The following is a 24,404-nucleotide window of genomic DNA, read 5'->3' on the forward strand; positions in this document are numbered from 1 at the left end:
AATCTATGCTTAAAATGATAAGGTAGTGTGAAAAACAATTTGAATATGCTATTTTAAAAATGAAGTGCAACTATTTCTAAGGTTTAACGTAAGTTAAAGTGGACAAGTATAAAGAATACTTATCAAATGATTTTAAATTATATGGTATAATTAGGAGCGATTTAAACTACAAAGAGTAGGAAAAGAACCTACTAGGAGGAATTTGGGATGATAAGTAATGATAATTTAATAGCAAGCAATAATATCCTAGAAAAAGAGGCGGTAAACATAGCACTTCATCTTAATGAATATGACAAAGGGGTTATGTCAGACTTTCAGAAAGAACTTATAATGGAAGAGTTAAATGAATTACCACCACTTGAAGATGGACAAGTATGTATTAATGGTATATACACTTTTGATATGCAAGATAAAATTGAGGTTAGTGTTTATATAAGAAATGGATCATCTAAACAGATTAATTTTCATAAAGTACCATTACTTATTGTGAATAAAAACGGTGATATACTTGCAAGCCAGACCATGGATATGAAAGATTTTGGGATATTACCACCATTCTGCGCAAGGCCATATAAAGTTTATTTTGATAAGACAAACCTACTTGTTGATCTTATTCCAAATGATGATTGGAAAATACAGTTTGGAAAAGCGGTTAGCATAGTAAATACGGTAAAGGCTGAATTTGAAGGATTTCCAGGTGATGATCACCACGAGTTAGAAGGTACTTTTACAAAATTCTTAAATAAGTTACCTTTAATAAAGGCTGGGGATGTTAATATCGAAGTGTTTAAAACTTTAAGGTGTTTGGATGATTCTATTTCTATAGTTTTCATGATTCGTAATGGGTGCGATACAATTGTGAAATTAGAAACATTACCAATAGTAATTAAGGATGAGGACGGAGGAATAGTGGCTAGTGGTATATTTGATATTGAAAATGTAAATGTAAATCCTCATAAGGCAAAAATTTATGACTTTACTATAACAGAAGATTATATAGTTAATAAGGATGCTGATATAAACAACTGTAAAGTATATTTCAGAATGTAGTATAGGAGGATAAGAGATGAAAATTGATAGAAAAAAACGTAACATAATAATTTCATTGCTTGTAATTATAGTAATAGTATTATCTTTAGTTTTATTACTTCATAAATCAAAAGTTGATAAAGATGCTGCTAGTATTAAAAATAAAAGTTCTGCGGATACAGAGAAACTAAATAAGGATGCTGTAAAAAAATCAAATGCTAATTCCACAATAGATAATTCTAAAACAGGTGTGGTAAAATCAGGGGGAAATGAAGCAAGTGTAGCTAAGAAAGATATTACAAATAAAGGTAAGGTTCAAACAGCTCAGCAAAAACAAACCATATTATTAATACAACAAAACGCTAAAATAGCAGCACAAGAAAAATCTCTAACAGCAGCACAAGTGAAAGATGAAAGTGCAAAAGTAAAAAGTAGTAAAGATGGACTTGTAGTATTTATTAAAGCTGCAAATTTTGGATCTACGGCAGAAACAATTATGGATAATAAAAAATTTAGTAGTTATAAATATTATCAATTCTCTATTGGAAATAAGAATATATCAGCATTAGAGAGTATTTCAAAAAGTAAAACTACCCTGTTCCCAGTTCAAAATGCTGGAACCGAGGTGGTAGTAAAGTTTTTAGACCAAAATAAGAAGGTTATTAAGGAATTAAATATAAAATTAAGTGTCAGATAAAAAATTAATATAATAATAGGAGTGAATGATAATAATGGAAAATAAAATTAATAAAAAGACAATAGGTATAGTTGCGGTTATAGTAATTATACTAGCTATTTCAGGTATATTTTATGCGAAAAGTAAGTCGAGTGAAGTAGATCCATCAGCACCAATTACGGCAACTGTAAGAAAAGCTTCTTTTGGATGTGTAGTAAATGTAACTCTATCAGATGCAGGAAAGAAACAATACAAGGATGTTACAAAATACCAGATCTATTATAATGGAAAAGTTATAAATCCAATAGCAGTAATAGGTAAAGCTACTACAGCTTTTCCAATTAGAAAAGAAAATGATAAAGTGGTAGTTAAACTTCTAAAATCAGATAAGGTAGCTTACTCAGTAGATTTAAAACTAAAAAAGGGAGAAGCAGTTAAATAAAATTATAAAATAAAAGAACTTATAAATAAAAGATAAGAGATAGTTTTAGAAACTATCTCTTATCTTTATTTATATCAATATATAGGGGTCAACTATTTTGTGAAACGTTACTCGCTTTTTAAATAGCAATTTTACAAATTGCTATTTTACAAATCGTGCTTTTCATAAAGCGCTCTTTCATAAATCACGCTTTTTCAAATTATGCTTAAATAAAATTTATTCTATGCTAATTATCTGTAGTGGATCTGTGACAGTAGGTGTATCTGAAGAGGCATCTCCAGCCGCAAAACTACTTTCTATACCAGTAGCGCTTTTATAAGTTACGCTAGGAAGTATGTTAGCATTTATAGTTGCAGAGGTAGAATTATTAACCCATGCATTATCATAAGTTTTAACATATACATCACCACCTGCTACTATTGCGCTAGAAATTTCGTTTTCGTTTTTAGCATCATTAGCGTAGTCAAGTGAAAAAGCATTTGATCCAATTACTACAGTACCACTTGGCATTGCTGTAGTAGCTCCATAAGTTTTTGAAGCAGATATGGTGGATAGTGCAGCTATAAATAGCGCAGCATATAAAATTTTTCTTCTTCTCATAAGTAGATTCCTCCTATCATTAAAAAGTTTTTATACACAAAATATGAAGCATAAATAATGTGAATCTATATGTAAATTCACTACTCATATATAATACGAGTGGTGAACTGTTTTAGTTTCAATTTTCAAAACATATCTTTCTTATTTAAGATATAAATGGAAGAGATAACTAAAATAACAATAAATATAAACACGTACAAGAAACCATTGCCGTTGTTACCATAAGGTATTCCGCCTACATTCATACCAAATAGTCCGGAAACCAAATTTGGTATAGCCATAACTATTGTAATGGCAGCAAGAAATTTCATTACGATATTTAGTTTATTTGATATAACAGAAGAGTAGGCATCCATTGTACCTTTTAAAATGTCAGTATAAGTAGAACACATTTCTATAGCTTGCTTGTTTTCAATAATAACATCCTCGAGTACGTCTTTATCTTCTTCATATTGTTGAAGAATATCTAGCTTAAGCATTTTTTCTAAGGTGATTTCATTTCCTTTTAATGAAGTAGAAAAATATACAAGTGATTTTTCTAGGGCCAATAATTGAAGAAGTTCTTTATTTCTTAAGGATTTATGTAGTTGCTTTTCCACTATGTAACTTTTTTTATCAATTTGTCTTAGGTATATTAAATAGTATTTTGCAATTCTATATAGGACTTGAAGCATAAATCTTTGACGTTTATATGTGAAAAAGGAACTAATTTTTCCATCGCCGAAATCTGATAATACTTTACTATTTTTTAGACAAACCGTAATTATTACTTTGTCTGTTTGGATCACAGCTATAGGGTAAGTATCGTAGGTTAAGGAATTATCGTCGATATCAGTAAAGGGAATATCTAGTATAATTAACGTACAATCTTCTATATCAATACGGGAGGTTTCTTCTTCATCTAAAGCAGCCCTTAAAAAATCCATAGGTGCATTAGTGTTTTTTGAAACAAATATTAATTCTTCCTCTGATGGATCTATCATATTAATCCAACAACCAGGTTCTATATTTTCAAGTTTAGTAAGTTGTTTATTTTCTGAACTGCTATATATTGAAAGCACTACAACACCTCCTAGTGTAAATACCTTTATATTATAGTCTATAAAAGTAAATACATACAAGCAGCAATTAAACAATACTTTTTATAGTGTTAAATCTTAGTTGACAAGAAAGCCTGAATAATTGATAATGGTATATGGAAAGTTATACACATAAATTAGTGAAATCAGAATGAATTATTATTGAAGGGGGTGGGGAAGCTGGCTATGTACCCATTATTTATGATTGCTTTAGCTCTATCTTTAGATGCTTTTGGAGTAGCTTTATGCATAGGATTAAACAATCAAACTAAACTTGAAAATAAGGTAGGTTTTACAATTTCTTTTGCTTTATTTCAATTTTTATTATCGTATATTGGAGCTTATGCGGGATTTCTTTTTAATACATATGTAGCTTCAATGCCAACTATTATTGGTGGTATAATTATAGCGTTAGTTGGAGTTGTTATGATTAAAGAAGGAATTGATAATCAAGGTAAGTGTCCATTACTTAAACCTAAAATGTATCTTATTCTAGGGGTTTCTGTAAGTATAGATGCTATGGTGGTAGGATTTACAGTATTAAATAATATAACAAAGGTTATATTATTAAAAGATACATTAATCATAGGAGCAGTAACTTTTATAATGGTAATAATGGCCTTTATAATTTCCAAATATCTAAAAAAAATAGATGTTATAGGAAAATATGCAGACTATATTGGAGGAATTATTTTAGTGTTTTTTGGACTAAAAATGATGTTTTTTTAATGATAATTCACAAGAAAGGATGATAAATATGTTAGAAAAATTAAAAGATTTAAATTCATTTAAGGCATTTAAGTATTTCAAAGAGATGAACCAGGTTCCAAGAGGTTCTGGTAACGAAAAGGGAGTAAGCGATTTTCTTGTTAACTTTGCAAAAGAACATAATTTGAAAGTTACTCAGGATGCTTCATTAAATATAATAATTAAGAAGCCAGGAACCCCGGGGTACGAAAATGCGCCAAAGATAATAATTCAAGGTCATATGGATATGGTCTGTGAAAAGGAGCTCGATTCAAAACATGATTTTTTAAAGGATCCTATCGAGTTTATTGTGGAGGGTGACTTTTTACATGCAAATGGGACTACACTTGGGGCTGACGATGGTATTGCAGTAGCGATGAGTCTTGCGGTTCTAGATTCTACAGATATTCCTCATCCACCAATCGAGTTATTAGTAACTACCGGTGAAGAAGTAGGTATGGTTGGGGCCGAGGCTTTAGATCCTAAGGACTTAGAGGGAAGAGTATTAATTAATATAGATTCAGAAGAAGAAGGAAAACTTTTAGTAAGTTGCGCTGGTGGAGTAAGGGAAAAAATAAGACTACCTATAATTTGGGAAAAATCAGATAAAAGCTTTGTAAATTGTATTATAAAACTAAGGGATTTAAAAGGCGGTCACTCTGGAATGGAAATAGATAAAGAAAGAGGTAACGCTAACAAAATCATGGGACGTTTTTTAATAGATTTAAAATCAGCTATAGATTTTAAAATAAATTCTATAAGTGGAGGAGCTAAAAATAACGCAATTCCTCGTAGTGCTGATGCTGTTATATTATTTAGAGAAGATGATCAAATAATAGTTAATCAGAAATTAGTTTTGTGGAATTCTATATTTAAGAATGAATTAAATACTATTGATCCAGATGTTAATTTATCTATTGAAATATTAGAAGATAATTCACGTAAAATATTTTCAGAGGAGACTGCTACAAAAGCACTTCAAGTACTTTTCTTAATTCCAAATGGGGTTAAAAGCATGAGCCAAGATATTAAAGGATTAGTGCAAAGTTCAACAAATATAGGCGTTCTTACAACAGAAGACGATTATTTAGTATTTGACTCTGCAATAAGGAGCTCGGTTGCATCTTTAAAGAAATTAATATGTGATGAAACTATAGTGCTTGCAGAAATGGTTGGAGCAACTATTGAATTTGAATCTGATTATCCAGAGTGGCAATATGATGCTAACTCTAAGATAAAAACAGTATTTGAAAATGTTTATAAGGATTTATTTGGAAAAAACCCTGAAATAGCAGCTATACATGCAGGTCTTGAGTGTGGATTATTTAGTAAAAAGTTTGAGGGTAATATTGATCAAATATCTTTTGGACCTAATATGTATGATGTGCACACATCAAAAGAACACCTAAGTATCTCATCAACAGATAGAATGTGGAATTACTTATTAGCAGTATTAAAAGAAATAAAATAATGTAGTAAGGTGATGTAGATGAATGGAATTTCATATTTAAAAGATAATAATATTAGGGTTACTAAAGCAAGAAAAAGTATACTTGAAATTATACTCGAAAGCTCAGATGCAATAAACGCAAATGTTATATATGATTTACTTAAAAAAGAAGACATTAAAATAGATTTATCAACGGTTTATAGAACCTTAGATTTGTTAGAGAGTAAAAAAATTGTTAATAAATTTGATTTGGGAAACAATATGTATAACTATATTATAAATAATAATTCACACAAACATATAATTGAGTGTGATTTATGTCATAAGAAAATGGTTATAGATTGCCCTATACCTCAAATAGAAGAGCAAATAAAGGCTAAGACAGGAATAACACTTACAGAAAGTCATGTTTATTTAAAAGGCATTTGTAAGGACTGCAAAAAATAAGAGAGGGTGGGTTTTATGCAATTTTCTTCATTGGTATTAATGGAAGTAGATAAAGAAACTAATCAATTTGTTCGTGAAATTGGAAGTTATGAAACATCGCAGGGCGCAGAGTTTGTAACAAAATTAAATTACTGCGGAGATTTAATTAATTTAACTTTTGATACGCATGATGATGTGGAAGAATGGCAATTTTCAGCAATTTACGATTGCTTTAACGAAGATGTATTTAGGTCTAAAGGATATATAATTGAACCTATAGATGATGAGTATAACCCAACATGGCTAGTTAAGTTCAAATATTCTGATGAGCATATGGTGGTTCGTGAATCATTAATTGAAATATGTGAGTTAATAAAGCAAGAACTTAGAGAAGTTTTTATAAGGATCAAAGGAAAAGAAGAAGAATACAAATAGAGTCATCTCCATCTGAGATGAATCGCCAAAATAACTTAGATACTTAAGCTGAAAGTTTAATCATCCTTTGTGAAACTGTATTTCCGCAAGCGATGATTAAAAAATAATTAGAGGTGACCATGAGACTTGAGTTTATTAATAGGGTAAAGGTAAATGAAATATTAGGCAAAAATATAGTAACCAATGATGGAAGTATACTTTTAAGAGTTGGAGTTAAATTGACAAAAAGATATATTATTAAACTTAAAAAATTAGGCGTCTTTTATATTTATGTAGAGGATTCAAGGCTAGATGATGTATCGATAGAAGATGATAGACTAAGTAGTTTAAAAAAATTAACTATGAAAAATATGTCTACCATAATGAAAAATGTAACTGAAGGGGATACAAAAGGAACTAAAAATTCATTATTGGTTGTGGAAGATTTAGTTAATTATATTATTGAGATGGGTGATGTTAATAAAAGTTTGTACGATATTCAAACATTTGATAACTATACCTATCTTCACTCTATAGATACTGGAATTATGGCGATTTTTCTTGGTATTACAATGAATCTTTCGCAAGGTGAATTGAAAGAGCTAAGTATTGGTGCAATTCTTCATGATATTGGTAAGACTAAAATAAACAAAAACATTATAACGAAACCTGGTAAACTAACAAGTGAAGAGTTTGAAGAGATAAAAAATCACCCTATATATGGGAAAGAAATTTTGGAGCAGAATTTTAGCATGACAAATAGAGTTCTAAAAGCAGTGGAACACCACCATGAGAGAGTTGATGGTAATGGATATCCTTATGGACTTACTAAAAATCAAATTTCTAAATTTGCAAAGATAATTGGTATTTGTGATGTTTATGATTCTGTAAGTAACGATAGATGTTATAGAAAAAAATTTAATCCTAGTGATGCTTATGAGCTAATACTCGCAGGTGCTGGAAATGCTTTTGATGAGGATATAGTAAAAGATTTTAAAAAAACTTTTTCAGTGTTTCCATTAGGAGTTTGTTTAAAGTTATCAAATGGTGTTGAAGGATATGTAATTAAGCAAAATAAAAATTTCCCGGATAGGCCTATATTAAGGGTACTATATGAGAGTGAAACACGGCTACCTATTAAATTTTATGAAATAGATTTGCTTAAGCATCATAATGTTATTGTGGAATCAATAATGTGAAAATATCTATTTGATTAGGAGAATAATATGTTAGAAAAAAATATAAAGATCATTATAAATGGTATGACAACGCAGCATGGATATTTATTAGAAGATATAACAAGTAAAAACAATAATTCAAAGCTATGGACTGTGAGCAAAAATATAAACGGTTTAGATTACCGAATAATATTTACGACTACTAGAAGCTTAAATCAATTAACACAATATGATATTCCAGCAGATAAGAACAATATATACATACTGTTGTCTGAGGGTGAATTAAGTAGCGATGAATCTGGTAAAATTCTTGAAATAAATAATCTATTACAAAAACCATTAATAAAGGTTAATGTATCAGAGAAAAAAGTAAATTATTCTCAAAATGTAAAGTTAGAGGTAGTGAATGACTTAGTTTCAATTATGAATAATAACAATTTGCGCAGTAGGCCAGGGAAAATAAATCTACAAGGCAAACCTTGGGTAACCATGATAATTATAGCTATAAACGTTATAATGTATGGTATTACTGCATACCTAAGTTATATGGCAAATGGTAGCATTTTAAATAGTGATACTAATGTTCTAGTTTTACTTGGTGCAAAGGTTAATGATTTAATAAATCAAGGTCAGTATTATAGGCTTGTTACTTGTATGTTTTTACATGGTGGGATTGTACATGTAGCGGTTAATATGTATTCGCTTTATGCTATAGGGCCTATGGTTGAAAATGTTTATGGAAAAGTAAAATATCTTGCTATTTATTTTATTTCTGGAATATGTGCATCTATATTTAGTTATATATTTTCAACAAGTGTTTCAATTGGTGCATCCGGTGCAATTTTTGGGTTACTCGGAGCAGTGCTTATATTTGCAATTACATCTAAAGAAAAGACTGGAAGTGCGTTTATAAAAAATATTTTATCCGTTATATTTATAAATATATTTATAGGAGCTACGATGCCGGGTATTGATAATTTTGCTCATGTAGGTGGACTCCTTGGAGGAATGCTTGTAGCATTTCTTATGAATTTTAAAACAAAAGAGTAACATAACAGTTAAAAGGCACATTCAAATTAATAAGAAGCATGCTTTGCTCCATTTATATTTGAATGTGCCTTAAATAACATTTTATGCAGTTATATCTTAGTATAAATGTGATACAATATGAATTTCTCCGGAAGTGGTAGCAAATAAGAAGGGCAGAAACATTGAAATTCCATTTAAAATTCTTCTTTTGCAAATATAAAATTCTCGTAAGCCTGACTGGAAGGAAGGCTAGCGAACCGGCGAATGCCGAATGTGAGCGATAGAAAATTTTATATTTGCAAAAGATTAGAATTTCTTAATGGAATTTCACGTTTCAAACTCTTATTTGGTACTATGCAGGAGACAATCATATTGTATCTTTATTTATAATACTTATTAAATCTTCGTGATTTATAGTTTCTTTTTTAATTAATAAACTGGTAATAGATTTCAAAGATTCTTTTTCAGTTGTTAAAATGGCTATAACTTCATCATATAACTGCGAAATTAAATTTTTACATTCTGAGAATACATCGTCTTGATTTGTAAAACCTGATTCTTTTAATTTGGCCATTGTAAGTAGACCCAAGGATTCACCCATTCCATATTCTGTTATCATGTTTGTTATAAGCTGAGTACTCCTCTGCAAATCGCTATATGCACCAGTGGTTACATGATCCCTACCGAAAATAATCTCTTCAGCAGCCCTGCCACCTAAAAGTACCATTATTTTTTTCTTTATATAATCTTTGTTTTGATATAGTTTATCTTCGGGAATACTTAAAGTATAACCGCCAGCACCTTTGGTAGTTGGAATTATAGTTACTTTAGATACCTTGTCTTTTGGTAACATCTTAAGTGAAATTAAAGCATGTCCCGCTTCATGGAATGCAGTTATTTTTCTATCATTATCTTTAATATAATCTCTATCAACTTTTTCATAACCAGCTAGCATTATTGAATAAGCTTTATCTAAATGAACATTTTCAATAAATGTAGAATTGTCTTTACAAGCAATAATAGCAGCTTCATTAGCTAAATTCTCAAGTTTTGCACCTGAAAAAGATGTAGTTTTATGTGCCCATTCGCTGTAGTCTATATCCTTAATAGGTTTGTTTTTTAGGTGAAGTTTTAAAATCTTTTCTCTAGCAGACACATCAGGAAGAGTTACTTCAATATGTCTATCAAAACGACCAGGACGAAGTAGTGCCGCGTCAAGCATATCAAGCCTATTAGTTGCTGCAATTATAATTATGCCTTCTGACTCATTAAAACCAGACATTTCAGTTAGTAGAGCGTTAAGTGTCTGATCTTTCTCATCAGAACCACCACCAGTTCCATTATCTCTTTTTTTGCCAATAGCATCAATCTCATCAATAAAGATAACTGCTCTTCCATGACTTCTTGCTTTCTTAAATAAGCTTCTGATCCTTCCAGCTCCAACCCCTACATATATCTGAACAAAATCAGAGCCTGACACTGCGTAGAAAGGTACATTTGCCTCACCAGCTACTGCTTTTGCGAGAAGTGTTTTACCTGTACCTGGATCTCCATATAAAATTACACCTCTTGGCATTCTAGCTCCATAAGCAGAATATTTCTCCGGGTTTTTAAGAAAATCAACTACATCTTGTACACTATCTTTAGCTTCTTCATTACCGGCTACATTTTCAAAGTTAAAACCAATATCATCCACCGCAGTGACGTCAAGGTTGCTAGCCGAGAACATTCCTTTTGTTTTTCTCTTTGCAGGTTTAAAGCACATACACCCAAGTACTATAAGAGAAATTACAAAACCTGATATTGATGCAACTTCTAGTGGACTAGTTAGAGCTTGCTCAGAAACATTTATACCATTTTTAAGTAAACCTTCTTTGAAATTGTTAGTTCTTGGATTATCAGTTTCGTAAATAGTCCCATCTTTAAGTTTAACTTGAATTTTAGGAGAGGTGGTTACATACACGGTGGAAATAGTGTTTAGCGAGGCATCTTTAAGAAAGTCTGTATATAGTTTATTTGAAGATACTTTAAAGGTATTACTTATAAAAACGAGTAATACTAATGATAAAACTGCAGTAATAATAGGAAGCAAAATATACTTGTTTTTAATTTTATTCATAGAATCGAAGCAAGAGTTCTACTTTACTTTACTTTAGAGTAGCCGTAGAATCCGCCTCATTCACCATCCTTTCTAATAAAGCAGACTTATTTTTTATACTAATATATCTTATATTTTAATTTGCAAAATAAACATAATACGTGAAACTAAACTTTTACAATCTCGACTTGTAAGGGTTATTATAATATTATTCTAAGGCCTTGTCCACCGAACCTAATAGAATATGGAAATGTAAATAATGTAAAAAAATAGAGATTTAATTTTATCATTTATTGTATACTTTATTTATGATAGAATTAGGTGAGTATTCCATAATACTTAGAGGCTTAAATTATCGAATAGCTTTTGAAAAGGGGAACATAAAATATGGGTAAAAAAGTTTATGCTATAAAGGAAGGATTTAATTCTAATACTAATGAAAAGATAGAAAATATAATAGTTGGTACTTGGGCAGAGTGCTTGAAATATGTAAAAGGAGTAAAAGGTGCTAAATATAAGAGCTTTGAGGATAAAAACGAAGCTGAAAAGTTTTTAAATGGTGATCCTATTATTTTAGATAAGATAAATAACAATTATCCAAAGGATATCCTTCATATTTATGTGGATGGTAGTTATAATTCACAAACTATGGAGTATTCATATGGAGTGGTAGCAGTTCGTGATGATGTAGTTGTACATATAGAAAGTGGCAAAGGTAAAAGTGATTCTACTAAAAATATAAGACAAATTGCAGGGGAACTAGAAGGGGCAGTAAAGGGATGTAAGTATGCACAAAGTACGGGAGAAAAGAAAGTAGTAATATTTCATGATTATATAGGGATTTGTTATCATGCTACGGGGTTCTGGGATAGGAAAGAGGAATCATCAAAAGAATATTACATGAAAATGCAAGAAATTATGAAGAGTGGACTCGAGGTTATATTTGTTAAAGTAGATAGTCATACAGGAGATTTGTTTAATGAACTTGTGGACGAGAAATGTAAGGAGTGCCTCGGAATAAAATCAGATAAGGTTGTGGAAAAGTGGCTAGCATGTAACACTATAAATGTAGCAAACGAGGCGCTAAAGGACGAAATTCGCTTAATAGCGCCAAAGGGTGAGGCTAATATAATTGTTAAGGAGCCTAACACTATTAAGGATTCTTATATTAAACAAAACTGCAATGAAAAGCAAAATAAAGCATATTCATTTAGTGAAATTGTTCGTGAGTATACAATTAATAAAAGAGAAATAGATAGTTTACTTTTGAATCTAAGTAGTGATGAAAAAACAAATTTTATTATTTATCTATTGAAAGCAAATAATATGAAGTAATATAGATTATTGAGGTGATATATTGGGAAATTTCGAAAATTTAAGTATTGAGCGACGTTATAAGATTATTTTCGATGAAAACCAGAAGCTTAAGAAGCGAAATCAGGAAATAGAGGAGCAAAATACTCAGTTACTTGACATTATTGAAAATTTATCTGAGGGAGTAATGTTTGCTAATAGTAAGGGCGATTTTATAAATGTGAATTCGGAAGCAAAGAGGCTTATTTATAAATCAGATATAGGAATTAATATAGCGGATGCTTTTAAGAATATTAAAGTGTTCGATATGCTAGGCAATCAGGTGCCTTATAAAGATTTTCCATCAGTGAGAGCATTAAGAGGTGAAAAATCAAAGAATGTTAAGATTTTTGTATGCCATCCTAATAAAGAATACTATGCAGAAATTAGTTCAACTCCTATTTATAATGCAGATGGTGATTTAACTATAATAGTATCTTGTTTTCACGATATTACAGAAACAATAAACCAATCAAGAGAAATAGAGAAGCAGAAAAAGGAATTAGAAGCTATAATAGAAAATATAGCTGATTCTATTGCTATTTTCGATGATAAAGGGAAATACATCTTAGTAAATAAAACATCTAGGGAATTGTTTTTCTCGTCTTGCAATAGTTTGGAAAATATAAGTGATGGGTATAATGCATCTGAGTTTTATGATATTAATGGAGAGAAAATTGATACTGAAAATATTCCAGCAAATAGAGTTATGAGTGGTGAAGAATTTAAAAATATGAGAATGATAGTTAAGTCCCCAGGTAAAACATTACAAATAGATGTTAATGGTACACCTATTTATGATAGCAATGGGAAATTTATATTAGGAGTTCTTTGTAGTAGAGATATGACAGACTATTTTAAACACGAGGAAATTATAAGGAGCCGTTATGAATTTTTAAATAGAATGGTAAATACGTTTGATTTACCTGTCGCTCGATTATCATATCAAGATTTTAAAATTGTGGATATTAATAGAAAAGCTTTTAGTATTATTCAATCGATTAATCCCAGTGTTAAATCAATTAATCAAATAAAGGGTAATAGAATTGAAGATTTGCTTGAAAACTTTAAAAAGAGTGAATACTATAAGTGTTTAGATGAAGTTTTAAAGGATAAGAAAATTAAGTATTTAAATAAAAAAGCTTTAACCTTAAATGGAAACCAAGTATACTTTAATATTATATTTGAACCAGTATTTGAAGTGAATGGCGAAATTCGTGAAATATTAATTTTAATAATAGATGTTACTCCTGAAATTAAATCTAATATAGTTATGGAGAAAGCATTAAAAGTACAGGGAGAATTCCTTGTTAATATATCGCATGAACTTAAAACACCACTAAATGTTATATTTGCAACGGCGCAGTTATTTAGAATGTATTGTAATAGTGGCTCTCTTGATGATAAAAAGGATTCCATTATTAAATATATAGAATCAATTAAGCAAAATTCTTATAGATTATCTAAAATTATTAATAACATAGTTGATTTATCAAAAATAGAAGCAGGCTTTTATAAACTGAATTTATCTAATAATAATATAGTTGAAATTGTAGAAGAAATTGTTGTGTCTTTAACTAATCTGACTGAGAGTAAGGGATTAAACATTGTTTTCGACACGGACCTTGAGGAAAATATTATTGCTTGTGATATAGAAAAAATAGAGAGAATAGTCTTAAATCTTATATCAAATGCTATTAAATTTTCAGATATAGGTGATGAAATACTTGTCTATGTTAAGAATGAAAATAAATTTGTTGAAATATCAGTTAAAGATAATGGTATTGGCATTGAAGAGGAGCATTTGGATATGATATTTGACAGGTTTAGACAGGTAGATAAGTCGTTATCAAGAAATGCAGAGGGTACGGGTATTGGCCTTAGTTTAGTTAAGTCGATTGTTGAATTACATGGTGGTAATATATATGTTGAAAGTGAATTTGGGAAGGGAAGCAAGTTTACAGTAAGACTTCCGAATAAAAAGGTACTTCATGAAAATATGCTCTATAGTAGCAATGTGAGAGGTCATGATGAAAATATAAAAATAGAACTGTCAGATGTTTATTCATAAAAACTTTATACTATTGCATAAGTATTCCAAATTAAATTTTTATTTCTACTATTAGATCTACTTATTAATTTTCAAAAGAGTACATTAATCAATTAAAAAATGCACATCCTATAAAGAATAAATAAATAAATAAAGAAGGGGTGTGTAATTTATGCAAAATAAATTTATATCAACAATTACAGCAGGTGCGATAATTGGTGTGGCCGCAGGTATGATGTTAATTCCTAATATGGACAGAAACACAAGAAGAAGAGCTAAAAAAACAGGTAAGATGGTAATGAATATGGCAGGGGACATGTATGATAATATCAAGGATCATATTTTATAATTATGATTTAAAAGGCTCCAAACTATGTTAGTAAACACATGGTTTGGAGTTTTTAATGTTTTTAGCATAAATTCAAAATCTATTCATATATTTACAATATTATAGGTGAACTATGTTATAATTGAATTAAATTGTCGATTTGTATAAATTAATACTATTATATTACCATGTTGTAAAGGAAGAGTGATTATGGAAATATTATCTATGGGAGAAAAGATAAAGAGGAAAAGAAAAGAGCTTAACATGACATTAAAAGACCTTGCGGGTAGTAGAATAACTCCAGGTCAAATTAGCTTAGTAGAATCTGGTAAATCAAATCCAAGTATGGATTTATTAGAATATTTAGCAAATGATTTAAATACAACTGTTGAATATCTAATGGAGTCAGAGGAAACTCAGGCTGAAAAAATATGCTTGTTCTACCAAAACATTGCTGAAGCTCAAATTTTGAATAGTGATTTATTGCAGGCGGAGCAAAACATCGATAAATCTATATATTACTGTGAAAAATATAAATTAGAATATCAAGGAGCTAGGAATTTATCTTTAAGAGGCGATATATATATGGAGAAGCAAGACATTGCGTTAGCTCAACAGATTTTTCTTTCCGCAAATATAATCTTTATCAAAAATAATTCTTATGAAGAAATAATTGAGACTTTACTAAAACTAGGGAAAATAACCCTTAAGATGATGGGATACCAGTCAGCCTCTAGTTATTTTAAGCAAGCTGAAAAAGTCTTTATAGACAATCAAATGGGAAATGATTTTTTACTCGGAGAAATATATTATTATATAGGTTACACTTATTTTAAATTAGAAAACATTGAAAATGCTATAAAATATTCATATTTAGCTAAGGAAAAATTCAATCAAATAAATAGTGAAAATGAGTATGCTAATTCACTCCTATTACTCGCAGATGGATATAATAAAAAAGGTGATATTAAAAATGCTATAAAATACTCGAAGATTACTTTGAAAGTATTTAAAGAAATTAATAATTTGACTTATATATCGGAGATAGAAAATAATTTAGGCAGATTATTTTATGAATTTGAAAATATGGAAGAATCATTTATACACCTAAATAAGGCTAAGGAGATTAGACAAAATACTAAGGACTTAAAATTAATAGACACCTTAGCTAATATTTGTGAAAATTATATTAAGCTTAAGTCTGTAAGTAAAGCTAAAGAAGCTTTAAACCATATACTAGATTATATTGAAGATGGTAATAATAAAGCACTATTTCAGTATTACTTATTAAAATATAGAGTCGATTTATTAGAAGACAATAAAAATGAAGCTGAGAACACATTACTTCAAGCACTAAGATTTGTAAAAGAGCAAGATAAACTAAAGGAAGCGGCTGAAATATCTATAATGATTGGGAAGTTCTATGTTGAGGGTGGCAGAAGTATAGAAGCGGCTAAATATTTAAATGAAGGTGTAGAGTTGTTTAAAAGATTAGGAGTAATAAAGTAAACTATTTATGGGGAATTTCACAAATTAATTATACGATTTGTGGATAGGTGAAGACAATGAAGATATTATCAACGGGAGAAAAAATAAAAAGAAGTAGAATATATAAAGGATATACATTAAAACAGATATGTGATGACAAAATATCAGTATCTAAAATGAGCTGTATAGAAAATAATAAGGTTATAGCAGAGCCTTGGGTATTAGAATTAATCAGTAAGGAACTAGACATAGATCTCGGATATCTAAATGAAAATGTATTTGAGCAAGTTAAGGAAAATATTGAAATATTAAAGGTAAATGTAAAAAATGATGATAACATAGCTATTAAGGATGAGGATTACAAAACTAATGTATCCTATAATTTGGAGGTAGCTGAAAAATATAATTATTATGATTTAGCTATTGAATTAATGCATATGTTATTTAATTTTTACTTAGATAAAAAAGATTTTGAGAATACTCAAGCCGTTACTTCAAAGTATTATGATTTGTATTTAAAAACATCTATAGAGGATAATAAATTAACTTATTATATAGATATGGCAAGACATCTATATATAAAAGAAGATTTTCTTCAAGCATCGAGTTATTATCGTAATGTTAGAAAGGGACTTTATAGTAGTGAGATTCTGAATTATAAAAAACTAATAATAGTAACGTATAATGAGGCTGCTTGTAATATTAAGCTGGAAAATTATGAACGTGCTTTTAAAGTAGGAAAAAGGTTACTAGATTTGGTTAAACATGTTGATACAGATCTTCGCGCGGCACAGATATATCATATGTTAGCTATTTTATCTATAAGAATGAAAAATGGTGATTTTCAAAAATATGAGCAAAAGTCTTATGAATTATATAAAGATAAGGCATCTTATAAGGCAATGGCTATTTTCAATTATGGGTCAACCATGTTTGACTGCAATATGAAAGAAAAAGCAATTGAGTATATAAGTCATGGATTAAGCGTATATCCTAGAGAGGACAAGGTAGGACTAGTCGGATTTATGCTTAATTGTGTTGAAGAACTTATTAAAAATGATGTAGTTGAGCTTGCACAGGGTATTTCTGATGAAGTATTAAACTATGCGATTAATTTAGATGATATTAAGTTCATAGAAAAAAGCTATTATTATAAAGCTATTATTCTCGATAGACAAGGGAGTGCATCTAGTGCAGAGATGTACATGAATTTATCTTTAGATTCACTGTTAAAGTTTGGAAATAAAAAAGATATATATGCTCGTTATTTAGAAATGGGGAGTATGTACCATAAACTATCTAATGTGGCTGATTCTATAAAATATTTTAGTTTGGCATTACAATTAGAGAAAAAGATGTAAATTTGGAATTTATCCAAATTTACATCTTTTTTAGTTAACACATATGATTTTCTCCTGCGTGGCACCAAATAAGAGTTTGAAACGTGAAATTTCATTAAGAAATTCTAACCCCTCTTTATTTTGCAGTTTCTCTCTTTATTATAAATTCTTTGGCTTTAATCTCTAGGCTATCATCTAAAGAAGTTAAAGCTACTTCATCATATTTGTTATTTAATGCAAGTGTAAGCAATCGGTCTGCAAGTTCAGGATTTTTAGATAGCAACGAGCCATGGAAATAAGTACAGAAAGTGTTTTTATACACGCAACCCTCGTAACCGTCTTCCCCATTATTACCATATCCAACTTCAACTTTGCCAAGGGGTAATAAATCGTTAATATAAGTCCTTCCAGAATGATTTTCAAAGCCAACATAGGTTTCATTAAACGTTTCATTATGAATTACTGTGTTGCCTATAAAACGTTTGTCACCGCTTTCCGTGTAAATATCTAAAATGCCAAGACCTTCAACTTGCTCACCACTTGGTGTTGTATAATATTTCCCAAGCAATTGGTATCCGCCGCAAATGGCTAAAAATACTTTCCCACTTTCTATATATTCTTCCATTGATGCTTTTTTTAGAGTTATTAGATCTGGAGAAACTATAGTTTGTTCGTAATCTTGGCCGCCTCCAAAAAAAACAATATCGTAATCTTCTGCTTTAAAAATATCGCCCATAGATATATTAACAATGTTTACTTCAATTCCTCGAAGCTCTGCTCTGTGTTTTAGTATTAAAATATTTCCTACATCCCCATACACATTTAATAAATCAGGATATAGATGACAAATGTTAATTTCCATATTATTCACCTTCTGAATTAGATTTTTTACCATATTATTTTTTGTTATTACCAAATTTTATTTATATAACCTTTAGTATGTAAAAACTTTCTTAAATTTATCATTGCGGTATAGGTTGCGAGCACATATACGATTTCACCATTGCAAGATTTAATTTCTTTAAGCAAGGTTTCTTCATCCGTGCAAAGTAGGAAAGAATCTGATGAAAAACCAGCTACTTTAAGTCTTATTGCCATATCGTACAGACGTATTCCTGAGATAATAACTTTGTTAACATCAAGACTTGTAAGGCGCTCGAAATTCACATCCCAAATCCAAGAGACATCTTTACCATCTGCATAATTATCATTTAACATAAGAGATAAGTTTATTTTACGCTTGTCAAGATTAATAGTGTTTACAGCTTCATCATAACCTGCAGGATTTTTAACCAATATTATTTTAACTTCGGTTCCATCGATATTTAGAGTTTCTTGTCTACCAAAGCTACTAGCTACGGTTTTAAGAGAATGCTCTATAACGTTATCTTCAATTTCAAGGACCTTTGCTACAGAGTATGCGCAGAGAGCATTATAAATATTATACGTACCTGGTTGATTTATGTAATATTCTTTATTATTAATATTAACTGAGGAACCACTGGTGTTTAAATCAATAACTTTATCTACGGAGTAGGTAAGCTCGGGTCTTTTATATCCACAGCCAGGGCAATAGAAATCTCCAAGATGATTGTAGGTTATAAAATTATAACTGTAGGGGGATTTGCAGATTGTGCAAAACTTAGCATCTGCGTTGATATCTACAATTTTATTTTCATTAACTTTTGTTCCAAAACCATAGTAAATCACATCATTTGTAAGATTCAAGTTTCCAAATAAAGATTCGTCTCCATTAAGAACAAGAGTTGATTCAGGAACTTTTTCGATTCCTACAAGGATTTTATTTAGAGTTGTATATACTTCACCATATCTGTCCATTTGGTCCCGAAAGAGGTTTGTTATAGTAATTACTTTTGGAGTTATATACTGCGTTACAAATTTAAGATTAGCCTCATCTACTTCTATAACAGCAATTTTTTTCTCGGTAGACTTTTTAAATGAATAATTTGAAATAAAGCATGCAACAATTCCTGTATACATATTTGCACCAGTATTATTAGTAATTACAGGTCTTTTGCTGTCTTTTACAATACTATAAATCATGCTTGTTGTTGTGGTTTTACCATTTGTACCGGTTATAAGTATAACCTCATAATTATTAGCAATTGTTTCCAAAATGTTTTTATCAAGTTTTAGGGCGATTTTCCCAGGAAAATTAGTGCCGCCTTGAAATATAGACTTTGATAATGTCATAACAAATTTTGAAACTAATATACTGAGTAATGACTGAATTTTAATTTTGAACACATCCTTTAATTGTACTTATGAATTTAGATTTTATTAGTAGCATAACTTTTATTATACCTTATCTTTATGATAATACAATTTTATAACATACTAACATAAATGTCTAACATATTAATGTAATTTATTATTAAATCATGTGGCTTTTTAGGTATGAATTTGTTAGAATATAACGGTAGCACAAAAAACATTAGATTTAAGTACTGGGGGTATCATACTATTTTACTTAGCAAAGGATATATTTATTCGATTTTTTCAGCTGTATTATTCGGGAGTGCGGGGCTATTTGTAAAGCTAGCTTCTGGTCTTGGAATTGATGCTATAAGTTTACTCACACTTCAGTACATTATAGCTGTTCCATTAATGTTTGTAATCATGTATATTTTTAATAAGAAGTCATTTAAGGTAACAAAAAAGCAATTATTAAGACTCGCGATACTTGGAATTGTTGGAAATACATTTATGACAGTATTTTATTATACAGCCTATAACTATTTACCTATTCAAATGGTGGCTATATTACTATATACGTATCCTATAATGGTATTCATATATTCAGCAGTGTTTAAGAAGGGATCAGTAGGTTACATAAAAGTCTTTGCTGTGTTTCTGGCATTCTTTGGTTGCATTTTAACTCTTGATATTTTATCAAGTCGACCTAAATATTCACTTATTGGAGTAATATTTGCTTTAATATGTGCAATGTTTTATGCATTTATGAATATTTATAGCGAAGAAAAATTACAGGGAATTGGCCCGTTAACTATTAATGCCTATTCAACACTTTTTTCACTAATAAGCCTTATGATATACAAATTCCCTTTATTTGCTTTTAGGGGTGATATAACTAAAAACCTTTTAATCTATACAACTATACTTGCCATATTTTGTGAAATTATTCCTTTGACACTACTATACGCAGCTATAAAATATATAGGATCGCTTAAGGTATCTATAGTAGGAAATCTAGAAATACCAACTGCTATGATTTTATCGTTTTTTGTATTACATGAGCATATAACATTTATGCAGATAGTTGGTACTGTTTTAGTAATATGTGCAATATATATGATAAGAACAAAGGGGACAAGCACGGAGAAGTTATGAAAAAGAATATTAATGAAAATTTAATTGTATTTAAGAGGTTAATATATTACAATTAAAAATTACAAATTATTTTTAGAAGGGAGCAAACAATAGATGGATTTAAACATTATATTGGTTTTAAAAGCTATAATAATAGCTGTAGTTGAAGGAATAACAGAATTTATTCCTATTTCCTCCACGGGGCATATGATCATTGTGGGAAATGTTATAAATTTTAAAGGCACGTTTGCAAATAGTTTTGAGGTAGTAATTCAGTTAGGAGCGATTCTTGCTATTATGGTTTTATATTGGGGTAAAATATGGAACTCGATTGTAGGATTTTTTAAACTTAAGCCATCAGGAATTAAATTTTGGACTAATATTATTGTTGCATTTATACCGGCTGCATTTTTTGGATTTCTTCTAAATGATAAAATAGATGAATATCTTTTTAATCCAGGTACCGTGGCTATAGGACTTATAGTTGGCGGAATTCTAATGATCATCATAGAAAATAAATTCAGAAATAAGCATACAACAAAAAGCGTAGAGAAAATAAGTATTAAACAATCTCTTAAAATAGGATGTTTCCAATGTTTGGCACTTTGGCCAGGAATGTCGAGATCAGCATCTACTATAATGGGAGGGTGGATTTGTGGCGTTTCTACAATTGCTGCAACTGAGTTTTCATTTTTTCTTGCAATACCAACTATGGTAGGAGCAACAGCACTTACTTTATATAAAACTGGTATGAATTTTAGTAGTGGAGAAATTATTACTTTGGTTATTGGTTTTATAGTTGCATTTTTGGTTGCACTTCTTGTAGTTGAAAGATTTGTTGCTTATTTAAAGACAAAACCTATGAAGGTTTTTGCTGTTTATAGAATAGTTGTTGGTATAGTATTATTATGTTTAATTAAATTTAGTACTAATTTAATTTGATGTAACCTATGAATTTCTCCTATGTTTCTGCTCTTCTTATTTGGTGCCACTGACCGAGAAATTCATATTGTTATTCATTTACAGTATGATGAACTACAAGATAAAGAAAGTGTTAAATATAAACTATAAAAAAAGTTACCCACATTGTTTTTTGCAAACTGTTTATTGTATAATAAAAAAGCTAGTTATCTAGCTTTTTTATTTTTGAACCATCGCTTATAAGTACAATAGTTTTAGATATGTCAGTTCTATAGATGATGGTGTTTAGTTTTTTAAGTCTATCTAATGTTTCTTTATTTGGATGACCGTAATCATTGTCTATACCACAGCTTATTATGGCAATCTTTGGATACACTTTAGCTAAGAATTCCTTTGAAGAAGATGTTTTACTACCATGATGTGCAACTTTAAGTACATCGGCTGATAGATCATAATTATTAGCTAGTATCTCCTGCTCAGCTTGGGTTTCTATATCACCTGTAAATAAATAAGTTGAATTTTTGTATGATATCTTAAGAGCGCAAGAGTAATTATTTAGATTATCGTAGGTGGTTTTATTTGGGGATAACATAAAACAGGTGGCATTAGGACCTAAATTTAAAGATGTATTAGGAGCAGCTATTTTTATTTTTAGATTTTTGTCCCTTAAAGCATGGATCATATCAGTAAATACACCAGTAGAAGTTATGGCTTTAGGTGCGTAAAATTCACCAATTTCAAAGTTTTTAATAACACTAGCCATACCTCCTATGTGGTCCTCATGTGGATGAGTTGCAATTATATAATCTAATTTTATGATATTGTTTTTTTTCAAATACCTAATTAGTTTTTGCTTTGAATCACTTGTGCCACTATCAATTAGTAAGTTTTTATTATTCACTTGAATAAGTGTGCAATCACCTTGGCCTACGTCAATAAAATGAGTTACCATATTGTTTTCTAAAGCTAAGCTAGTTTTTATAGTAGACTTGTAGCTTATAGTTATACATACAATTATAAAAATAAGTGAAACACAAATTAGTGCATATTTTAACCAGGTTTTTCTTGACATAAAGGCAATCTCCTACATAATATTTATTTATATAAATGATGTTGCCCAAATGCATAAATAAATATCAATACTTACGTGAAATTTGAAATAAAACTTATTAACTAGTATAATTATATATGTAATTAAATTAAAGAATGAAAGGAACAGATATATGAGAACTATATATTTTTATATACTTATTATTACCAATTTGATTTGGATAAACTTTAAGAAACCCAAATTAAACAGAATCAAAAGGCAAAAATCTATAAAAGAAGCAGAGGTATACCTATTTAAGGTGGCTACGAATTGGGCTAATTTTGTACTAAAGGCAGCAAATTTGAATTTGACAGTTAGTGGAAGAGAAAATATACCAAAGGAGGCTTGCCTTTTTGTTGGAAACCACCAAAGTGATCTTGATATACCAGTAATATTGTCTAATATGAATAATATTACTGGAGCCGTTGCTAAAAAAAGCATGATTAAGATACCAATAATGAGTTATTGGATGAAACAAATACATTGTGTGTTTATGGATAGAGAAAACCCAAGACAGGCGCTTAAGGATATTGCAGAAGGTGTTGAATATTTAAAAAATGGATATTCCATGCTCATTTTTCCAGAAGGAACTAGAAGTAGAAGTAACACTATGGGAGAATTTAAGAAGGGCAGTATGAGACTTGCAATAAAAGCAGGAGTCCCTATTGTTCCTATAACATTGTATGATACCTATACGGCATTGGAAGGTAATAATGGCAAAATTAAAAGCGCAAATGCTAAGCTTATCTTTGGTAAACCTATATATCTTGATGATATGTCAAAGGAAGAAAAAGCAAATATATCGGATGTAGTACAAAATATAATTCAAAATAATTTGAACAAGGAAAACGAGAAAAAAATTGGTTAGCCATCTCTTTCAGAGCTGTTAGCCATCTCTTCCATAGCTGCGAGACATCTTCTACGCAGCTATTTATTTTAATTTGTAGTATAATTAATCATACCTTTTTGTTATTAGATCTTCAATTATAGATATTTTTTCTTGTAGTAAGGTATTTTCATTTTTAAAATTTAATATTGTTTTTTCAACTTCTTTATTTTTATTATTTACAGTATTTATTGCTCCTTGCAATCTTTTGTTTGTATCAGTTTTTTCTTTTAGAATTGGTTTGTAAATTTTATTTAAAGTAAAATTCTTATCGATTAAGAAGTATGTTTTATTATAAAATGATGTAAAATATAATTTGCTATTTTTACGTATATATTCTAATAGGGAAATAATCAAGTCTATAAATTTATTCATGTATAATCACCTCAACTACATTTTACATAAAGAATACTATGAAAGGCAAGGTAA

The 24,404-nt window shown here is 29.6% G+C and carries 24 protein-coding genes; 17 read left to right on the plus strand and 7 right to left on the minus strand.

What is annotated here, in order from left to right:
* Positions 1-207: 207 nt before the first annotated feature.
* The 3 genes from LL038_RS23445 to LL038_RS23455 are packed head-to-tail and all read left to right on the plus strand — an operon-like array spanning position 208 to position 2,147.
* A complete protein-coding gene (locus tag LL038_RS23445; RefSeq protein WP_216122803.1) occupies positions 208-1,050 on the plus strand; it encodes an SLAP domain-containing protein in 843 nt (280 codons plus the stop codon).
* 16 nt (positions 1,051-1,066) lie between these two features.
* Positions 1,067-1,726, plus strand: a complete 660-nt coding sequence (locus tag LL038_RS23450; RefSeq protein ID WP_216122804.1) for a hypothetical protein — start codon at positions 1,067-1,069, stop codon at positions 1,724-1,726.
* A 34-nt stretch (positions 1,727-1,760) separates the two neighbouring features.
* Entirely contained in the window at positions 1,761-2,147 is a 387-nt protein-coding gene (locus LL038_RS23455) for a hypothetical protein (RefSeq protein WP_216122805.1), read from the plus strand.
* 216 nt (positions 2,148-2,363) lie between these two features.
* On the opposite strand, the gene LL038_RS23460 is transcribed toward LL038_RS23455, so the two are convergent.
* Positions 2,364-2,747, minus strand: a complete 384-nt coding sequence (locus LL038_RS23460; protein WP_216122806.1) for a hypothetical protein — start codon at positions 2,745-2,747, stop codon at positions 2,364-2,366.
* Positions 2,748-2,872: 125 nt separating this feature from the next.
* Entirely contained in the window at positions 2,873-3,808 is a 936-nt protein-coding gene (locus LL038_RS23465) for a magnesium transporter CorA family protein (protein WP_216122807.1), read from the minus strand.
* A gap of 198 nt (positions 3,809-4,006) precedes the next feature.
* Between LL038_RS23465 and LL038_RS23470 the strand changes: the two genes are divergently transcribed.
* From LL038_RS23470 to LL038_RS23495, 6 genes are all read left to right on the plus strand, one after another.
* Positions 4,007-4,555, plus strand: a complete 549-nt coding sequence (locus tag LL038_RS23470; RefSeq protein ID WP_216122925.1) for a manganese efflux pump MntP family protein — start codon at positions 4,007-4,009, stop codon at positions 4,553-4,555.
* Positions 4,556-4,583: 28 nt separating this feature from the next.
* On the plus strand, positions 4,584-6,044 hold the full coding sequence (locus tag LL038_RS23475; protein ID WP_216122808.1) for an aminoacyl-histidine dipeptidase: 1,461 nt from the start codon (positions 4,584-4,586) through the stop codon (positions 6,042-6,044).
* A gap of 18 nt (positions 6,045-6,062) precedes the next feature.
* Positions 6,063-6,470, plus strand: coding sequence for a Fur family transcriptional regulator (locus LL038_RS23480; protein WP_216122809.1), 408 nt, complete (start codon positions 6,063-6,065; stop codon positions 6,468-6,470).
* A gap of 15 nt (positions 6,471-6,485) precedes the next feature.
* Positions 6,486-6,884 carry a DUF6762 family protein gene (locus tag LL038_RS23485; RefSeq protein WP_216107775.1) on the plus strand — a complete coding sequence of 133 codons (399 nt, stop codon included), beginning with the start codon at positions 6,486-6,488 and terminating at the stop codon, positions 6,882-6,884.
* 119 nt (positions 6,885-7,003) lie between these two features.
* Positions 7,004-8,062: an HD-GYP domain-containing protein gene (locus LL038_RS23490; RefSeq protein WP_216122810.1), complete on the plus strand. Its 1,059-nt coding sequence runs from the start codon at positions 7,004-7,006 to the stop codon at positions 8,060-8,062.
* A gap of 27 nt (positions 8,063-8,089) precedes the next feature.
* Positions 8,090-9,091, plus strand: coding sequence for a rhomboid family intramembrane serine protease (locus LL038_RS23495; RefSeq protein ID WP_216122811.1), 1,002 nt, complete (start codon positions 8,090-8,092; stop codon positions 9,089-9,091).
* A 346-nt stretch (positions 9,092-9,437) separates the two neighbouring features.
* Here LL038_RS23495 and LL038_RS23500 read toward each other — a convergent pair whose 3' ends face one another.
* Positions 9,438-11,189: an ATP-dependent metallopeptidase FtsH/Yme1/Tma family protein gene (locus LL038_RS23500; RefSeq protein ID WP_216122812.1), complete on the minus strand. Its 1,752-nt coding sequence runs from the start codon at positions 11,187-11,189 to the stop codon at positions 9,438-9,440.
* 366 nt (positions 11,190-11,555) lie between these two features.
* Between LL038_RS23500 and LL038_RS23505 the strand changes: the two genes are divergently transcribed.
* From LL038_RS23505 to LL038_RS23525, 5 genes are all read left to right on the plus strand, one after another.
* Positions 11,556-12,503 carry a viroplasmin family protein gene (locus LL038_RS23505; protein ID WP_216122813.1) on the plus strand — a complete coding sequence of 316 codons (948 nt, stop codon included), beginning with the start codon at positions 11,556-11,558 and terminating at the stop codon, positions 12,501-12,503.
* 22 nt (positions 12,504-12,525) lie between these two features.
* A complete protein-coding gene (locus LL038_RS23510; protein WP_216122814.1) occupies positions 12,526-14,592 on the plus strand; it encodes a PAS domain-containing sensor histidine kinase in 2,067 nt (688 codons plus the stop codon).
* A 151-nt stretch (positions 14,593-14,743) separates the two neighbouring features.
* Entirely contained in the window at positions 14,744-14,920 is a 177-nt protein-coding gene (locus tag LL038_RS23515) for a YtxH domain-containing protein (RefSeq protein ID WP_071614171.1), read from the plus strand.
* A 189-nt stretch (positions 14,921-15,109) separates the two neighbouring features.
* Entirely contained in the window at positions 15,110-16,408 is a 1,299-nt protein-coding gene (locus LL038_RS23520) for a helix-turn-helix domain-containing protein (RefSeq protein ID WP_216122815.1), read from the plus strand.
* 56 nt (positions 16,409-16,464) lie between these two features.
* Positions 16,465-17,748, plus strand: coding sequence for a helix-turn-helix domain-containing protein (locus tag LL038_RS23525; protein WP_216122816.1), 1,284 nt, complete (start codon positions 16,465-16,467; stop codon positions 17,746-17,748).
* A 115-nt stretch (positions 17,749-17,863) separates the two neighbouring features.
* Here LL038_RS23525 and LL038_RS23530 read toward each other — a convergent pair whose 3' ends face one another.
* Both LL038_RS23530 and LL038_RS23535 read right to left on the minus strand, forming a co-directional pair.
* Positions 17,864-18,589: a type 1 glutamine amidotransferase gene (locus LL038_RS23530; protein WP_216122817.1), complete on the minus strand. Its 726-nt coding sequence runs from the start codon at positions 18,587-18,589 to the stop codon at positions 17,864-17,866.
* A 47-nt stretch (positions 18,590-18,636) separates the two neighbouring features.
* Positions 18,637-19,995 (minus strand): Mur ligase family protein, encoded by a 1,359-nt coding sequence (locus tag LL038_RS23535; protein WP_216122818.1) that lies wholly within the window; start codon positions 19,993-19,995, stop codon positions 18,637-18,639.
* A 150-nt stretch (positions 19,996-20,145) separates the two neighbouring features.
* Here LL038_RS23535 and LL038_RS23540 point away from each other — a divergent pair, with 150 nt between their 5' ends.
* Positions 20,146-21,099, plus strand: coding sequence for a DMT family transporter (locus LL038_RS23540; protein WP_216171211.1), 954 nt, complete (start codon positions 20,146-20,148; stop codon positions 21,097-21,099).
* Between the two features lie 93 nt (positions 21,100-21,192).
* Complete coding sequence (locus LL038_RS23545) at positions 21,193-22,020, plus strand: undecaprenyl-diphosphate phosphatase (RefSeq protein WP_253199908.1); 828 nt, start codon at positions 21,193-21,195, stop codon at positions 22,018-22,020.
* Between the two features lie 181 nt (positions 22,021-22,201).
* Here LL038_RS23545 and LL038_RS23550 read toward each other — a convergent pair whose 3' ends face one another.
* Positions 22,202-23,071: a ComEC/Rec2 family competence protein gene (locus LL038_RS23550; RefSeq protein ID WP_216122819.1), complete on the minus strand. Its 870-nt coding sequence runs from the start codon at positions 23,069-23,071 to the stop codon at positions 22,202-22,204.
* Positions 23,072-23,222: 151 nt separating this feature from the next.
* Between LL038_RS23550 and LL038_RS23555 the strand changes: the two genes are divergently transcribed.
* Positions 23,223-23,957, plus strand: a complete 735-nt coding sequence (locus tag LL038_RS23555) for a lysophospholipid acyltransferase family protein (protein WP_216122820.1) — start codon at positions 23,223-23,225, stop codon at positions 23,955-23,957.
* 84 nt (positions 23,958-24,041) lie between these two features.
* On the opposite strand, the gene LL038_RS23560 is transcribed toward LL038_RS23555, so the two are convergent.
* Positions 24,042-24,350 carry a hypothetical protein gene (locus tag LL038_RS23560; protein WP_216122821.1) on the minus strand — a complete coding sequence of 103 codons (309 nt, stop codon included), beginning with the start codon at positions 24,348-24,350 and terminating at the stop codon, positions 24,042-24,044.
* Between the last annotated feature and the right edge of the window lie 54 nt (positions 24,351-24,404).

It is taken from the genome of Clostridium estertheticum (assembly GCF_026650985.1).
Lineage (GTDB): Bacteria > Bacillota > Clostridia > Clostridiales > Clostridiaceae > Clostridium_AD > Clostridium_AD estertheticum_C.

Excerpts from the sequence above, each read along its gene's own strand:
- LL038_RS23525 (WP_216122816.1), top strand. The coding sequence starts at position 16,465 with ATGAAGATATTATCAACGGGAGAAAAAATAAAAAGAAGTAGAATATAT.
- LL038_RS23460 (WP_216122806.1), bottom strand. The coding sequence starts at position 2,747 with ATGAGAAGAAGAAAAATTTTATATGCTGCGCTATTTATAGCTGCACTA.
- LL038_RS23475 (WP_216122808.1), top strand. The coding sequence starts at position 4,584 with ATGTTAGAAAAATTAAAAGATTTAAATTCATTTAAGGCATTTAAGTAT.
- LL038_RS23490 (WP_216122810.1), top strand. The coding sequence starts at position 7,004 with ATGAGACTTGAGTTTATTAATAGGGTAAAGGTAAATGAAATATTAGGC.
- LL038_RS23445 (WP_216122803.1), top strand. The coding sequence starts at position 208 with ATGATAAGTAATGATAATTTAATAGCAAGCAATAATATCCTAGAAAAA.
- LL038_RS23500 (WP_216122812.1), bottom strand. The coding sequence starts at position 11,189 with ATGAATAAAATTAAAAACAAGTATATTTTGCTTCCTATTATTACTGCA.
- LL038_RS23545 (WP_253199908.1), top strand. The coding sequence starts at position 21,193 with ATGGATTTAAACATTATATTGGTTTTAAAAGCTATAATAATAGCTGTA.
- LL038_RS23550 (WP_216122819.1), bottom strand. The coding sequence starts at position 23,071 with ATGTCAAGAAAAACCTGGTTAAAATATGCACTAATTTGTGTTTCACTT.
- LL038_RS23520 (WP_216122815.1), top strand. The coding sequence starts at position 15,110 with ATGGAAATATTATCTATGGGAGAAAAGATAAAGAGGAAAAGAAAAGAG.
- LL038_RS23455 (WP_216122805.1), top strand. The coding sequence starts at position 1,761 with ATGGAAAATAAAATTAATAAAAAGACAATAGGTATAGTTGCGGTTATA.
- LL038_RS23540 (WP_216171211.1), top strand. The coding sequence starts at position 20,146 with ATGAATTTGTTAGAATATAACGGTAGCACAAAAAACATTAGATTTAAG.
- LL038_RS23495 (WP_216122811.1), top strand. The coding sequence starts at position 8,090 with ATGTTAGAAAAAAATATAAAGATCATTATAAATGGTATGACAACGCAG.
- LL038_RS23555 (WP_216122820.1), top strand. The coding sequence starts at position 23,223 with ATGAGAACTATATATTTTTATATACTTATTATTACCAATTTGATTTGG.
- LL038_RS23560 (WP_216122821.1), bottom strand. The coding sequence starts at position 24,350 with ATGAATAAATTTATAGACTTGATTATTTCCCTATTAGAATATATACGT.
- LL038_RS23485 (WP_216107775.1), top strand. The coding sequence starts at position 6,486 with ATGCAATTTTCTTCATTGGTATTAATGGAAGTAGATAAAGAAACTAAT.
- LL038_RS23515 (WP_071614171.1), top strand. The coding sequence starts at position 14,744 with ATGCAAAATAAATTTATATCAACAATTACAGCAGGTGCGATAATTGGT.
- LL038_RS23505 (WP_216122813.1), top strand. The coding sequence starts at position 11,556 with ATGGGTAAAAAAGTTTATGCTATAAAGGAAGGATTTAATTCTAATACT.
- LL038_RS23480 (WP_216122809.1), top strand. The coding sequence starts at position 6,063 with ATGAATGGAATTTCATATTTAAAAGATAATAATATTAGGGTTACTAAA.
- LL038_RS23450 (WP_216122804.1), top strand. The coding sequence starts at position 1,067 with ATGAAAATTGATAGAAAAAAACGTAACATAATAATTTCATTGCTTGTA.
- LL038_RS23530 (WP_216122817.1), bottom strand. The coding sequence starts at position 18,589 with ATGGAAATTAACATTTGTCATCTATATCCTGATTTATTAAATGTGTAT.